Annotated in this window: 14 protein-coding genes; 13 read left to right on the forward strand and 1 reads right to left on the reverse strand. The window is 49.7% G+C overall.

Going from position 1 to position 13,958, the window contains the following annotated elements; genetic code table 11:
* Nucleotides 1-136: 136 nt before the first annotated feature.
* From ABDZ76_RS08865 to ABDZ76_RS08895, 7 genes are all read left to right on the forward strand, one after another.
* Nucleotides 137-1,438, forward strand: coding sequence for a L,D-transpeptidase family protein (locus ABDZ76_RS08865; RefSeq protein ID WP_374844617.1), 1,302 nt, complete (start codon nt 137-139; stop codon nt 1,436-1,438).
* Nucleotides 1,439-1,621: 183 nt separating this feature from the next.
* Entirely contained in the window at nt 1,622-2,920 is a 1,299-nt protein-coding gene (gene glyA, locus ABDZ76_RS08870) for a serine hydroxymethyltransferase (RefSeq protein WP_343804458.1), read from the forward strand.
* A 170-nt stretch (nt 2,921-3,090) separates the two neighbouring features.
* Nucleotides 3,091-3,579 carry a transcriptional regulator NrdR gene (gene nrdR, locus ABDZ76_RS08875; protein ID WP_343804460.1) on the forward strand — a complete coding sequence of 163 codons (489 nt, stop codon included), beginning with the start codon at nt 3,091-3,093 and terminating at the stop codon, nt 3,577-3,579.
* Entirely contained in the window at nt 3,580-4,713 is a 1,134-nt protein-coding gene (ribD, locus tag ABDZ76_RS08880) for a bifunctional diaminohydroxyphosphoribosylaminopyrimidine deaminase/5-amino-6-(5-phosphoribosylamino)uracil reductase RibD (protein WP_343804462.1), read from the forward strand.
* Nucleotides 4,713-5,327 (forward strand): riboflavin synthase, encoded by a 615-nt coding sequence (locus ABDZ76_RS08885; protein WP_343804464.1) that lies wholly within the window; start codon nt 4,713-4,715, stop codon nt 5,325-5,327. Before ribD ends, ABDZ76_RS08885 begins: the two co-directional genes overlap by 1 nt.
* Nucleotides 5,328-5,547: 220 nt before the next feature.
* Entirely contained in the window at nt 5,548-6,063 is a 516-nt protein-coding gene (nusB, locus tag ABDZ76_RS08890; RefSeq protein ID WP_343804761.1) for a transcription antitermination factor NusB, read from the forward strand.
* Between the two features lie 277 nt (nt 6,064-6,340).
* Nucleotides 6,341-8,497, forward strand: a complete 2,157-nt coding sequence (locus ABDZ76_RS08895) for a sodium-translocating pyrophosphatase (protein ID WP_343804762.1) — start codon at nt 6,341-6,343, stop codon at nt 8,495-8,497.
* 67 nt (nt 8,498-8,564) lie between these two features.
* On the opposite strand, the gene ABDZ76_RS08900 is transcribed toward ABDZ76_RS08895, so the two are convergent.
* Nucleotides 8,565-9,062 carry an outer membrane protein assembly factor BamE gene (locus ABDZ76_RS08900; RefSeq protein ID WP_343804466.1) on the reverse strand — a complete coding sequence of 166 codons (498 nt, stop codon included), beginning with the start codon at nt 9,060-9,062 and terminating at the stop codon, nt 8,565-8,567.
* A 99-nt stretch (nt 9,063-9,161) separates the two neighbouring features.
* On the opposite strand from ABDZ76_RS08900, the gene ABDZ76_RS08905 reads away from it, so the two are divergent.
* From ABDZ76_RS08905 to ABDZ76_RS08930, 6 genes are all read left to right on the forward strand, one after another.
* Nucleotides 9,162-9,740 carry a ubiquinol-cytochrome C chaperone family protein gene (locus ABDZ76_RS08905; protein ID WP_343804468.1) on the forward strand — a complete coding sequence of 193 codons (579 nt, stop codon included), beginning with the start codon at nt 9,162-9,164 and terminating at the stop codon, nt 9,738-9,740.
* On the forward strand, nt 9,740-10,297 hold the full coding sequence (locus ABDZ76_RS08910; protein ID WP_343804470.1) for a YceD family protein: 558 nt from the start codon (nt 9,740-9,742) through the stop codon (nt 10,295-10,297). Before ABDZ76_RS08905 ends, ABDZ76_RS08910 begins: the two co-directional genes overlap by 1 nt.
* 131 nt (nt 10,298-10,428) lie before the next feature.
* Nucleotides 10,429-11,499, forward strand: coding sequence for a phosphate acyltransferase PlsX (gene plsX / locus ABDZ76_RS08915; RefSeq protein ID WP_343804472.1), 1,071 nt, complete (start codon nt 10,429-10,431; stop codon nt 11,497-11,499).
* Between the two features lie 160 nt (nt 11,500-11,659).
* Complete coding sequence (locus ABDZ76_RS08920; RefSeq protein ID WP_343804474.1) at nt 11,660-12,631, forward strand: beta-ketoacyl-ACP synthase III; 972 nt, start codon at nt 11,660-11,662, stop codon at nt 12,629-12,631.
* 119 nt (nt 12,632-12,750) lie between these two features.
* The gene (locus tag ABDZ76_RS08925; RefSeq protein WP_343804476.1) at nt 12,751-13,080 is read left to right on the forward strand and encodes an integration host factor subunit alpha; all 330 of its coding nucleotides are present in this window, start codon (nt 12,751-12,753) and stop codon (nt 13,078-13,080) included.
* Between the two features lie 224 nt (nt 13,081-13,304).
* Nucleotides 13,305-13,841, forward strand: coding sequence for a MerR family transcriptional regulator (locus ABDZ76_RS08930; protein ID WP_343804478.1), 537 nt, complete (start codon nt 13,305-13,307; stop codon nt 13,839-13,841).
* The last annotated feature ends 117 nt before the right edge of the window (nt 13,842-13,958 follow it).

The raw sequence follows: 13,958 nt of genomic DNA on the forward strand, positions 1-13,958 counted from the left end.
AGACATTAATAAGCCATAAAATAAAGCCTAGCATAAAACCTGTGGTTTATACTTATATCTTGGCTAAAGTGGCGGGTCTGACAGGCTTTTAAAAGCTGCTGTGAGCTTCGGGAATTGAGCAATGTTTAAATCAGGCATGAAATCAGGAAAGAGTACCGCTATGTCTCAACTGGACAGACGTATGTTTTTGCGCGGTGCCGCAAGCCTTGGCGCGGCAGGTCTCGGGCTTTCAATGGCCGGAACATCCGCTTTTGCGCAAAATGCTCTTAATGATATTATTTCCGCTCCGCGCCGTGGCAACTGGGATGACCAGTTTGATGCCCGCGCCAGCACCAGCAGCCAGCAGCAAGTTGCAACCAATCAGCCGGTGATGAGCCCGCAGACGGTTTCTTATGTGCAAAATGCGATTGCTGAATATGGCAATATTGCCATGCAGGGCGGCTGGCCGCAGGTGCCGGGCAATGCCAAGCTGAAACTGGGGGTGAGTGATCCGGCAGTTTCCGTTTTGCGCAAGCGCTTGATGATTACCGGTGATCTGCCGCAGAGTGCTGGTCTGTCCGGCTCTTTCGACTCTTATGTGGATGCAGGTGTCAAACGCTTCCAGTCGCGTCATGGCCTGCCTGCTGATGGTGTGATGGGGCAATTTACCTATTCTGCCATGAATATTCCGGTGGATGTGCGCCTTGGTCAGTTGCAGACCAACCTTAGCCGTTTGAACGAGATTGCTAATGTGAATGCACAGCGCTTCGTGATGGTCAATATTCCGGCCGCACTGATTGAAGCCAACGAAAATGGCCGTGTTTCGCAGCGTCATACAGCTGTGGTCGGTAAGATTGATCGTCAGACCCCGTTGCTGGTGTCTAAAATCCACGAAGTTATTCTTAATCCGTTCTGGACAGCGCCGAAGTCGATTATCCTCAAGGATATCATTCCGGTGATGCGTAAAGACCCGACCTATCTGACGCGCAACAAAATCCGTCTTTATGATGCGCAGGGACAGGAAGTGCCGCCTGAGAGCGTTGACTGGAACACGGATGAGGCCGTGCGCCTGATGTTCCGTCAGGATCCGGGCAAGATCAACGCCATGTCCTCGACCAAAATCAACTTCCATAACAGCCATGCTGTTTATATGCATGACACGCCGCAGCAGAGCTATTTCAACAAGATGATGCGCTTTGACTCGTCCGGTTGTGTGCGCGTGCAGAATGTGCGCGATCTGGATGTGTGGCTGTTGAAAAATACGGCTGGCTGGGATCGTCAGACCATCGAGAACACCATCAAGTCGGGTGAAAACCGTCCGATCCAGCTTGCTGATCCGGTTCCGCTGCATTTTGTCTATGTATCGGCATGGTCAACCGGTGACGGCGTGGTGCAGTTCCGCGATGATATTTACAAGATGGATGGTGCGGCAGAACTGGCAATCGGCACTGATGCCTGATTTTTCTGAGCAAAATTGATCAAATCAAAGCCTGTGTGAGAATAAGTCGCACAGGCTTTTTTGTTTCTTTTGTCGGAAACCCGCTTTTCGTGCGCCTTTGCATTGGCGCTTGTCGGGCAAATATGATAATCCGCGCTCTTAACTACCAAGCAGCTTTGATCGGCAACCGGAGGGATTCAAACCATGTCGCAGGCAAATCTAGATGCTTTTTTCAACAAGCCACTTGAAGAAGTTGATCCGGATATTTTTGGTGCAATTCGCAACGAACTTGGCCGTCAGCGCCATGAAATCGAGCTGATTGCTTCGGAAAATATCGTTTCACGCGCAGTTCTTGAAGCGCAGGGTTCAATTCTGACCAACAAATACGCCGAAGGCTATCCGGGCAAGCGCTATTATGGCGGCTGCCAATATGTTGACGTGGTTGAAGAACTGGCAATTGAACGTGCGAAAAAGCTGTTCAATGTTGAATATGTCAACGTACAGCCAAACTCCGGCAGCCAGATGAATCAGGCCGTTTTCCTCGCGCTGTTGCAGCCGGGTGATACATTCATGGGTCTGGATCTGAATTCCGGCGGTCACTTGACCCACGGTTCACCGGTTAACATGTCCGGTAAATGGTTCAATGTTGTTTCCTATGGTGTGAGCGAAGAAGATCACCTGATCGATATGGATGAAGTTGAGCGTATTGCACGCGAAACCAAGCCTAAGCTGATCCTTGCTGGTGGTACTGCTTATTCCCGCGTTTGGGACTGGGAGCGCTTCCGCAAAATCGCTGATGAAATCGGCGCATATCTGATGGTTGATATGGCGCATATTGCTGGTCTCGTTGCTGGTGGCCAGCATCCGTCACCAGTGCCGCATGCGCATGTTTGCACCACCACTACGCATAAATCCCTGCGTGGCCCGCGTGGCGGCATGATCATGACCAATGATGCTGATCTGGCCAAGAAGTTTAACATGGCTGTTTTCCCTGGTCTTCAGGGCGGTCCGCTGATGCACGTCATTGCCGGTAAGGCGATTGCATTGGGCGAAGCTTTGCAGCCTGAATTTAAAACCTATGCCAAGAACGTGGTCGACAATGCCCGCACTTTGGCAAAGGCTTTGCAGGGCAGCGGTCTTGATATCGTTTCTGGTGGCACCGACAACCATTTGATGCTTGTTGACCTGCGCCCTAAAAATGCAACCGGTAAGCGCGCAGAAGCAGCTCTTGGCCGTGCCAACATAACGTGCAACAAAAACGGTATCCCTTTCGATCCTGAGAAGCCTTTTGTAACATCCGGTATTCGTCTGGGTACGCCGGCTGGTACAACCCGCGGCTTTGGCGCAGCAGAATTTACCGAAATCGGTAATCTGATCGGCGAAGTACTGGATGGTTTGAAAGCCTCCAACTCGGATGAAGGCAATGCCGCCGTTGAAGAAGCGGTCAAGAACAAGGTTGTCAGCCTGACCGACCGCTTCCCGATGTATGGTTATCAGGGCTAAATGCTCAGGTAATTGTCTAAGTTTGAACCCTGCGTGATCAACCGGTTGCGCAGGGTTTTTCTTCTCCACATTATTTTACCGCTTTGATTATGTGCTTCTCAGGTGATCGGTTATCTTGGGAGACCAGAATCACAATCAGCCTTCATGCTGAGCGGTTATGAAAGTTGCCCATGCGCTGTCCTTTTTGCCAGTCTGATGACACTCAGGTTAAAGATTCCCGCCCAGCAGAGGATGGTGCCGTTATTCGCCGCCGTCGTGTCTGTCCGGTTTGTGCGGGGCGTTTTACCACCTTTGAGCGCGTCCAGTTGCGCGATCTGATGGTGCTGAAAAAGAGTGGCCGTAAAGTGCCGTTTGACCGCGATAAGCTTACCCGTTCCATTCAGGTGGCTTTGCGTAAACGCGATGCTGACCCGGAACGGGTGGAACGTGCGATTTCAGGTATTGTGCGCCAGCTTGAAAGCTCAGGCGAGGCGGAAATTCACTCGGATGAAATTGGCCGTCTGGCGATGGATGCTTTGAAGGGCATTGATGATATTGCCTATATCCGTTTTGCTTCTGTCTATCGCAATTTCAGTGAAGCACATGATTTCCATAATGTGATTGACGAGTTGAATGATGATGCTCCGGCAGCAACTGCTGTCAAGCAAACGGACGATTAAATGCCGGATCGTGAAGGGCTTCATCGAGATGAAATTACGGCGCAGGATTTGCGCTTTATGGCGGCGGCGATTCGTTATTCGCGGCGCAATCTTGGGTTGACCTCCACCAATCCGTCAGTCGGAACCTTGATTGTCAAAGATAATGGTTTTGGCCCTGTTATCATCGGGCGCGGTGTTACCGCTCTTGGTGGCCGCCCGCATGCCGAGCGCGAAGCTTTGGCGCAAGCGGGCGAAAATGCGCGCGGTGCCACAGCCTATGTCACGCTGGAGCCATGCGCCCATCATGGCAAAACACCACCTTGTGCCGAGGCGCTGATCAGTGCTGGCATTGCCCGTGTGGTTGCCGCAGCCAATGATCCCGATGATCGGGTGAGCGGCAAAGGCTATGCGATGTTGCGTGCAGCGGGCATTGAGGTGCAGGAAAATGTGCTTGGGAGTGTCGCTGCCAATCAACTTGCAGGTTACCTCATTCGTTCTTTTAAAAAACGACCGGAAGTTACTGTAAAATTAGCACTTTCTGATGATTATTTCATCGGTATCCGTGGTTCCGGACAGGTGGCAATTACCGGTTCGGTTGCGCGTTCGCAAAGCCATTTGATGCGCGCGGAAACTGATGCCATTTTAATCGGCATTGCAACGGCGCTGGAAGATGATCCGGAACTCACCTGCCGGTTGGATGGGATGGCGCATCGCTCGCCAATCCGCATTGTACTGGATAGTGCATTGCGCTTGCCACTTGCCTCAAAGCTGGTGCAGACGGCGGGACACGTACCTTTATGGATTGCCTGCGGCGTTGATGTGCCGCTTGAAAAACGCATTCAATATCAAAATGCCGGATGTCATATTATTGCAACCGATACGAGCGATGGTCAGATTGCCTTGCCGGAATTGCTTAATGATTTAGGTGAGCTGGGCGTTGCCACTTTGCTAGTGGAAGGAGGGGCTGCCATTGCTGCTTCATTCTTACGTGAAGGCTTGGCAGATCGTCTGGCGCTTTTTGAAGCGCCGGTTAAAATTGGTGCAGATGGTATTCCTGTTGAGGGTTTACAACACTATATAGACACTGAATTTACGCAAATACGCAGTGCTGATTTTGGCGCTGATTATTATTCAGAATATGTGAGGAAGTCCTGATGTTTACGGGTATTGTCACAGATGTGGGCAAAATTGGTCGTGTTAAGCCTTTGAACGAAGGCGTTTTGCTGCGCATTGAAACCGCCTATGATCCGTCCGAGATTGATCTGGGGGCTTCCATTGCCTGTTCCGGCGTCTGCCTGACTGTGGTTGCGTTGCCTGAAAAGGGCAGTAATGCCCGTTGGTTTGAAGTGGAAGCATGGGAAGAGGCGCTGCGTCTGACCACGATTTCTGAATGGAAAACCGGCACTCCGATCAATCTTGAGCGTTCATTGAAGCTTGGCGATGAAATGGGCGGTCATCTGGTTTCTGGCCATGTTGATGGCAAAGCGGAAATTATTGCATGTGAAGAAGAAGGCGATGCCGTTCGCTTCACATTGCGTGCGCCTGAAGCCTTGGCACCATTTATTGCGCAAAAGGGTTCCGTGGCGCTGGATGGTACATCTTTGACCGTCAATGGTGTTGATGGTAATGAATTTGACGTGCTTTTGATCCGTCATTCGCTGTCCGTAACCACTTGGGGGACACGCAAAGTGGGCGATATGATAAATATTGAGATAGATCAGCTTGCTCGTTACGCTGCACGTCTTGCGCAATTCTCAAAATCGGCTTAGAGCCTGTTTGAAATATGATGCAGCCCATATCGGGCTTGCAGGATAAAGAGATGAACGTATCCCGAAAACTGTAAAGCGGTTTTCGGGATACGTGCGTTTTTGTTTAAAAAGAGCATTTAAGTGATTTCACAGGAACACGAAATGCTCTAGCAAATATGGTATGCTGTTTTTCAGCATGGGTTATAATGAGATTTTACAAGAAACTTTGGAGCGCGAATTAATGACATCCTCGAATGATGGGCAACCTGTAGCCTCCGCTCCGCGTACAGCAAACAAGCGCGGCGTAGCGCGTCTGGCCGCCGTGCAGGCACTTTATCAAATGGATGTGGCCGGAACGGGTATTTCGGAAGTTGTTGCCGAATACGAAGCTTTCCGTTTGGGCAAAGAAGTGGATGGCACGCAATATCTGGATGCCGATCCGCAATGGTTCCGCGCAATTCTGGCCGGTGTTGTTGCCGAGCAGCGCGTGATTGATCCGATGATCCATGAAGCACTGAATGAAGACTGGCCGCTGTCACGTCTTGATTCCACTTTGCGTGCAATTTTGCGTGCCGGCATCTGGGAATTGAAAACTCGCAAAGATGTGCCGACTGCGGTAATCGTTTCGGAATATGTCGATATTGCCAAGGCTTTTTATGGCGAAGAAGAACCAAAGCTGACCAATGCGGTGCTGGATCGTCTGGCCTTTACACTGCGCGGTGAAAGCCGTGGTGCGGCTGGCCGCAATAAACGATAATGATCCCTGCTGCCGGTTTTGACAGCTGGCAGCATTGGCCTCAGGCCGGTTTCAACTTCAGCTTGACCTTTAGGTATAAGTTCCGCATCTTTCATGTGTAACGGCATGTGAAAGATGCTGAATGATGGGTTGGAACAAGGTTTTGTCTTTTAAGCTCACATTTCAAATCCATTAATCAATTGGTGATCCGGCAAGGCTTCATCAGCAAGGCACTCTCATGCCGATAAACCGATCCGCTTAAAGGGGAACGGATCGCAAAGAAATGGGAGTTAGCTTAATGGAAGTTGGCATAGGGGTTCTTCTTCTTGTTATCGCATGCGGCTTATTTTCAGTGGTTTATGCCGTATTTGCGACCCGTTCAGTTCTTGCCGCAGATCAGGGCAATGCCCGCATGCAGCAAATTGCCGGTGCCATTCGTGAAGGCGCGCAGGCCTATCTGACACGACAATATACAACAATTGCGATTGTAGGTGCTGTGGTCTTTCTGGCTGCATGGTATTTACTTTCGATCACGGCAGCTATCGGTTTTTTGATCGGTGCTGTGCTTTCAGGCGTAACCGGTTTTATCGGCATGCATGTCTCGGTGCGTGCCAATGTGCGCACGGCACAGGCTGCTTCGTTCAGTTTGGCGAGCGGCTTGGAGCTTGCCTTTAAGTCCGGTGCTATTACCGGCATGCTGGTGGCAGGTTTGGCGCTGCTTGGCGTTTCACTTTATTATTTCGTGCTGACTTATTATCTGGGCTATGCGCCATCAGATCGCGTGGTGATTGATGCGCTCGTATCCCTTGGCTTTGGTGCTTCACTGATTTCCATTTTCGCACGGTTGGGCGGTGGTATTTTCACCAAAGGTGCTGATGTCGGCGGCGATCTGGTCGGTAAGGTGGAAGCAGGTATTCCGGAAGATGATCCGCGTAATCCGGCAACAATTGCTGATAATGTCGGCGATAATGTCGGCGATTGTGCCGGTATGGCCGCTGATTTGTTTGAAACCTATGCGGTGACGGTTGTTGCCACCATGGTGCTGGCAGCAATTTTTTTTGGCGGTAATGCTGAGCTTTCAACCATCATGCTTTATCCGCTGGCTATTTGCGGTGTCTGCGTTTTAACATCCATTGCCGGTACATTTTTTGTCAAACTTGGCGTGTCGGGCTCCATTATGGGCGCGCTTTATAAAGGGCTGATTGCCACCGGTATTCTGTCAATTATCGGTATTGCCGTTGCCAATATGCTGACGATTGGTTGGGGCGAGGTGGGTACGGTAGGCGGCCTTGTGATTACCGGCACCAATTTGTTTATCTGTGGTGTTATTGGTTTGGTCGTCACTGGGCTGATTGTGCTGATCACGGAATATTATACCGGCACCAATAAAAGGCCGGTCAATTCCATTGCGCAAGCCTCTGTCAGTGGTCACGGCACCAATGTCATTCAAGGTTTGGCGGTATCATTAGAGGCAACGGCTTTGCCGGCCTTGGTGATTGTCGGCGGGATTATCGCCACCTATCAGCTGGCAGGGCTTTTCGGCACGGCAATTGCGGTGACAGCCATGCTCGGCATTGCCGGAATGATTGTGGCACTTGATGCATTCGGGCCTGTTACGGACAATGCCGGTGGTATTGCCGAAATGTCCGGCCTTGATGGTGAAGTGCGCAAGGCTACCGATGCACTGGATGCGGTGGGGAACACAACCAAAGCTGTGACCAAGGGTTATGCGATTGGTTCGGCAGGGCTTGGTGCCTTGGTGCTCTTTGCAGCCTATTCCAATGATTTGGCGTATTTTGCCGCGCATGGTGAGCAATATCCGTATTTTGCCAATATGGGCGAAGTGTCGTTTGATCTTTCCAACCCTTATGTGGTGGCAGGGCTGATCTTCGGCGGGCTTATTCCTTATCTCTTTGGCGGGATGGCAATGACGGCTGTCGGACGTGCTGCCGCGTCAGTTGTGCATGAGGTGCGCCGTCAGTTCCGTGAGCAACCGGGCATTATGACCGGTGAGGAGCGGCCAGATTATGCGCGCGCGGTGGATATTTTAACCAAAGCCGCCATCCGCGAAATGATCCTGCCGTCATTATTGCCGGTGCTGGCACCATTGGTGGTTTATTTTGGCGTGTTGTTGATTTCCGGCTCGAAGTCAGCAGCTTTTGCAGCACTTGGTGCTTCTTTGCTGGGTGTGATCGTCAATGGCTTGTTTGTGGCCATCTCCATGACATCAGGGGGCGGAGCATGGGACAATGCCAAGAAAAGCTTTGAGGACGGCTTTACCGATCAAGACGGTGTGCTGCACTTGAAAGGATCGGAAGCGCATAAAGCATCGGTTACCGGTGATACGGTGGGCGATCCTTATAAGGATACGGCAGGGCCTGCGGTTAATCCGGCAATCAAGATCACCAATATTGTGGCGCTCTTGCTGCTGGCAGTGCTGGCGCATTCTGTGTGATTGATAATCGAACAATAAAAAACCCCGCCGAAAAGCGGGGTTTTTTATGCATGTTATTTCACACCTATCACATACCCGGAAGAGAGGTAGGCGCTTTACCCACACCTTGAATAATCTGGCTGAGGAAGGTCTGATCCTTACCACCAGTCGGTGTCGTGCGGGAAATGAAATCAAACAGCTTGCCATCCTGAAGGCCATAATTGGCGATCTGGCTGACTTTACCGTCTTTATCAAAGTAAATCGCCAGAATCTGACGGTCGGTCACTTTAGGTGGCATGAACTGGGCTGCGCGATAACGCTTTTGTGAAATATAATAGAATACTTCATTATCGAATGTCGCGGTGGAAGACGGAGTTCCCATCGCCATCAAAACCTGCTCACGGCTGGAACCTACCGGAATGGAATCGAGTGCCTCTTTATCGAGCACATAGCCTTCGGTCATTATTTCAGACGGGTTCAGGGTTGATGCGGTATTACATCCTGCTAAACCTGCTGATAAGAGAACCACAGTGCTAGCAAGCATCGCGCCTCTTGTTCGGGGGCTTGTAAAAAATCGCTGCAACAATGACATCTCCATGATCTAAATCAGGGCGGCTCTTTCGCCGTTGAAAGAACTTCGGTAAACCACCTTGCAACTGGATGCAATAAGAACGGTCGTCAGATTATGATTCTTCAACTTTTTCGACGTAAATCGAAGGCTAATGAAGCCATTACGCTGCATATTTATGAAAATATTGTGATGGCAGCACGTCAAAAATATTTTTATGCACAGTTTCAAGTGCCCGACACACCGCTCGGACGCTATGAAATGTTGTCATTACATTTGTTTTTGACGCTTCACCGGCTCAAATCTGATGGTGTTGAAAATAAAGTGCTGGCTGCATTGGGACAGGATCTGGCCGACGAGTTCTTTAAAGACATCGATCATTCACTGCGTGAATTCGGCATTGGTGACCAATCTGTACCAAAACGCATGAAAAAACTGGCGCGGATGTTTTATGGTCGGGTTGCCTCTTATGGCATTGCGCTTGATTCTCATGATCGGGCGGCACTCAGTGCTGCTTTGGCACGCAATATTCAGCCTGATCTTGAAAACTGGCCGCAAGCAGACGATCTTTGCACATATGTGTTTGCGAGCCGTGATCATTTGTCAAAATTACAGGATCAGGATATTGCAGCAGGCAGATTAACATTTTTGAACGCGGAAGATTTAACTTCGACCGTGCAAATTGAGACAGCGTAATGCAAGAAGCAGTTTTGAGTTTTCCGGTTTCGGTACAGCATGTGCCGCATAAAGGCATTGAAGTAACACTGAAAAGTGACGACAGAGAGCGTGAAGCCTTGGCCGAATCTCATGGTCTGGAAAAGGTTTTGAGCTTTTCTGCCGATTTTATCATTACGCCATGGAAAAAGAGCGGCATTAAAATTCGCGGTAAAATTCAGGCGCAGATCGTGCAGTCCTGTGTTGCTACATTGGAACCAATCGAGAATCAGATTGATGAAGATGTGGAAATTGTACTGGTGCCGGAACATTCACGCCTTGCCCGGATTCCGGTGGATGAGAGCGGTGAAATGCTCATTTCTGCCGATGGCCCTGATATTCCGGAAACATTTTCCGGCGATAAAATTGATATTGGCGCGATTGCTGAAGAGTTCTTTGATCTGGCAATTGATCCTTATCCGCGAAAAAGTGATTTGGCTGATTCTGTGGTTGTTACAGTTGGCGAAACTGAAGACGCGGCCGATAATGGTGTTGTTTCACCATTTGCAAACCTTGCGAATTGGCAGAAGAAGGACTGATTTAAGCTATTTGCCAAATTTCAGTTGTACGGCTGAATAAAAAAGCTATTTTCGCCTAAATCTTGAAGCTTAACCGCTGATTTTTGTAAAAAAGCTATACGAGCAACAGGGACCTCACAGGACAATCCAGAGTGATAAGAATTTCAATTGACGCCATGGGTGGCGATTTTGGCCCTGAAGTAGTCATACCCGGAGCGGCAATAGCGCTTGAGCGTCATCCGGATATCCGCTTTGTAATTTATGGTCTGGCAGATCGGGTTGAGCCGATTTTGGCCAAATACCCTAAGCTTCAGGCCGCATCCGAGTTTCGCGTCAGTGAAATGGCTGTGCGTATGGACGACAAGCCGGGACAGGCTTTGCGTAACGGACGTGGTAAGTCTTCGATGTGGCAGGCTCTTGAAGCCGTCAAAGACGGTGAGGCGGATGCCTGCGTGTCTGCCGGTAATACCGGCGCGCTGATGGCGATGTCCAAATTTTGCCTGCGTATGATGCCACAGATTGAACGTCCGGCAATTGCGGCGATCTGGCCGAATTCGCGCGGCGAGGGCATTGTGCTTGATGTTGGCGCAACCATTGGCGCGGATGCACCGCAGCTGGTGAATTATGCCGTTATGGGTGCCGGTATGGCGCGCGCGCTTTTTGAAGTGAAGCGCCCGACGGTTGGCCTTTTGAATGTGGGTGTTGAGGATGTGAAGGGTCTTGATGAAATCAAGGAAGCCGGACAGATCCTGCGTGACACTCCGTTGGAAGGCTTTGAATATTACGGCTTTGTTGAAGGTAATGACATTGGCAGCGGCACGGTTGACGTGGTGGTGACCGAAGGTTTTACCGGCAATATTGCATTGAAAACCGCTGAAGGCACAGCGCGCCAGATTGCAAATCTGCTGCGTCAGGCCATGAGCCGCACATGGCTTGCCAAGATCGGCTATTTATTTGCCAAAGGTGCATTTGATCGCCTGCGCGAAAAAATGGATCCGAACAAGGTCAATGGCGGCGTGTTTCTGGGGCTCAATGGTGTTGTGATTAAAAGTCACGGTAGCGCCAATGCGGATGGCATCGCTGCTGCCATCGAGGTGGGCTATGATATGGTGCGTAATAAACTTTTAGAGAAAATTACCGCCGACATGTCGCATTTTCAGCATAGTGCTCCGATAAATGAAAATAAAGAAGAGACGGCACTTTCTGATGAAAATCAGGCGTAATAGCCCGCATTTAATGTAAGAAACTTGGCGTTTTTCATAAAGAATGCTAGCTGAGAACAGTTGGTTTTTTGTGAAAAACGCATATGGGCTTTCTAGCCTCTGACTTAATGATAAGCGCTCCCCGTCTGGGGTGTCGATGTCTTGGAAAATGGAAAAAGCGATGATTAGATCTGTCGTTAAGGGTATCGGAACCGCACTGCCGGAGCGTATCGTTAAGAATTCTGATTTGGAAGGTATGGTTGAAACGTCGGATGAGTGGATTGTGCAGCGCACAGGCATTCGTCAGCGCCATATTGCCAATGAAAATGAAACAACGGTTTCGCTCGGTGCTGCTGCGGCGCGTGCGGCATTGGAAAATGCTGGACTGACACCTGATGATATTGATCTGATCGTGGTCGCAACTTCGACCCCGAATAATACATTTCCGGCAAGTGCTGTCGAAATTCAAAAAGAACTCGGTATGACGCATGGTTTTGCATTTGATATGCAGGCCGTTTGCTCCGGTTTCATTTATGCGATCAGCACGGCTGATCTTTATATCCGTGGCGGTATGGCACAGCGCGTACTGGTCATTGGTGCGGAAACCTTCTCGCGTATTCTCGACTGGAATGACCGCAGCACCTGCGTTCTTTTTGGTGATGGCGCAGGCGCGATTGTGCTCGAAGCCGGCGATGGCAAAGGCTTGACCTCTGACCGCGGTATTTTGTCAGCCAATTTGCGCTCCGATGGTTCGCATAAGCACAAGCTTTTTGTTGATGGTGGCCCTTCAACCACGCAGACCGTTGGTCATTTGCGCATGGAAGGCCGCGAAGTTTTCAAACATGCTGTTGGCATGATCACTGATGTGATCGAGGCTTCTTTTGAAGAAACCGGCCTGACTGCTGATGATATTGACTGGTTTGTGCCGCATCAGGCGAATAAACGCATTATCGATGCCTCGGCTAAAAAATTGAATATTGCTGAAGAAAAAGTTGTTATCACTGTTGATCAGCATGGCAATACATCTGCTGCATCCGTACCGCTTGCTCTTGGCGCAGCCGTTAAAGACGGCCGTATCAAGGAAGGTGATCTGGTGCTTTTGGAGGCAATGGGCGGCGGCTTTACTTGGGGCGCAGTGCTGCTTCGCTGGTAACTTCAGCATTTTAAATTAAGTCGCGTGAAAAAGGCTGCTTGACCGAAACCATTTTATTTGTGTAACCTGCTGTCAGTTAAGGATAATATTAGTCCAACGCTAACCAGGTAGGTTCCGTCATGGGGGGTAAGACAGTCACACGCGCAGACTTGGCAGAGGCTGTTTACCGTAAGGTAGGTCTCTCGCGCACAGAGTCAGCAGCACTTGTTGAGATGATTCTCGATGAAGTGTGTGATGCTATTGTGAATGGAGAGACCGTCAAGCTGTCATCTTTTGCCACTTTTCAGGTGCGTGAGAAGAATGAGCGTATTGGCCGTAATCCGAAAACCGGTGAAGAAGTTCCAATTTTGCCGCGCCGGGTTATGACCTTCAAGGCTTCCAATGTCTTGAAACAGCGCATTCTTGAAGAACATCAGAAGAGAAGCAAACAGGCGTCTCACGCCGAATAATCAGCTGCAATCGATAATGCTCCTTTAACAGTCAGCTTAAATGCTTGCCTGTAAATAGCTGATATTGCATGTTCATTATATAAGTGATTCGTACGGTTTTCCGCGCTGAGACGACTATTCGTTTCAGCATTCGGCTGCCGTCATGTATAATGATAATTCTGAAACTTTGTGATTTGTTGCAAACACAAAGCAGAGACAAACTGTAATATCAGAAGGGGCAGTATATGGATAAAGGTCCAGATGCTTTCAGGACAATCAGTGAAGTTGCTGATGATCTTGATTTGCCGCAGCATGTTTTGCGCTTTTGGGAAACGCGGTTTACACAGATCAAGCCTTTAAAGCGCGGTGGCGGTCGTCGTTATTACCGCCCGCTTGACGTTGAATTGCTCAAAGGCATCCGTCATCTGCTTTATGATCAGGGCTATACGATTAAAGGCGTTCAAAAGCTTTTACGTGAAAATAATGTGCAGTTCATCATTGCGCTCGGCAATGGTGATGTGGCTGCTATTGATGCGATTACCAAGCAAAAACAGGCTGAAGCCAGCCGTCATGCCGAAGCTGATGCATTTGATGAAACATCATTTCCTTCCGGCATCAAAGCGCCGGCTGCACCGCGCAAACTCTTTGGCTTGTTGAAAGGTGAGGAATCCGGCCCTGTGGGTGCGGATGATCGCCGTGCATCAAAAGATAATCGCAGCCTGTTGCAGGAAGCTTTATTTGACTTGCTGGAATGCAAACGCCTGCTGGATCAGGTGCGCTAAAGCATGTCTCCCAAAGGGCTATGCTCTGCGGTGAAGATAAAAATAAGCGTGAGCAATTCGAAACTGCAAAATGGCAGCACGCTTTAAGCTTTGAGTGAAAGCTATTTAAAGTTCTGA

The sequence above is a fragment of the Paenochrobactrum glaciei genome (genome assembly GCF_039522165.1).
GTDB lineage: Bacteria > Pseudomonadota > Alphaproteobacteria > Rhizobiales > Rhizobiaceae > Paenochrobactrum > Paenochrobactrum glaciei.

What these genes read in the sequence shown, in the direction of transcription:
- ABDZ76_RS08865 (WP_374844617.1), top strand. Translation starts at nt 137, where the DNA reads ATGAAATCAGGAAAGAGTACCGCTATGTCTCAACTGGACAGACGTATG.
- glyA (WP_343804458.1), top strand. Translation starts at nt 1,622, where the DNA reads ATGTCGCAGGCAAATCTAGATGCTTTTTTCAACAAGCCACTTGAAGAA.
- nrdR (WP_343804460.1), top strand. Translation starts at nt 3,091, where the DNA reads ATGCGCTGTCCTTTTTGCCAGTCTGATGACACTCAGGTTAAAGATTCC.
- ribD (WP_343804462.1), top strand. Translation starts at nt 3,580, where the DNA reads ATGCCGGATCGTGAAGGGCTTCATCGAGATGAAATTACGGCGCAGGAT.
- ABDZ76_RS08885 (WP_343804464.1), top strand. Translation starts at nt 4,713, where the DNA reads ATGTTTACGGGTATTGTCACAGATGTGGGCAAAATTGGTCGTGTTAAG.
- nusB (WP_343804761.1), top strand. Translation starts at nt 5,548, where the DNA reads ATGACATCCTCGAATGATGGGCAACCTGTAGCCTCCGCTCCGCGTACA.
- ABDZ76_RS08895 (WP_343804762.1), top strand. Translation starts at nt 6,341, where the DNA reads ATGGAAGTTGGCATAGGGGTTCTTCTTCTTGTTATCGCATGCGGCTTA.
- ABDZ76_RS08905 (WP_343804468.1), top strand. Translation starts at nt 9,162, where the DNA reads ATGATTCTTCAACTTTTTCGACGTAAATCGAAGGCTAATGAAGCCATT.
- ABDZ76_RS08910 (WP_343804470.1), top strand. Translation starts at nt 9,740, where the DNA reads ATGCAAGAAGCAGTTTTGAGTTTTCCGGTTTCGGTACAGCATGTGCCG.
- ABDZ76_RS08920 (WP_343804474.1), top strand. Translation starts at nt 11,660, where the DNA reads ATGATTAGATCTGTCGTTAAGGGTATCGGAACCGCACTGCCGGAGCGT.
- ABDZ76_RS08925 (WP_343804476.1), top strand. Translation starts at nt 12,751, where the DNA reads ATGGGGGGTAAGACAGTCACACGCGCAGACTTGGCAGAGGCTGTTTAC.
- ABDZ76_RS08930 (WP_343804478.1), top strand. Translation starts at nt 13,305, where the DNA reads ATGGATAAAGGTCCAGATGCTTTCAGGACAATCAGTGAAGTTGCTGAT.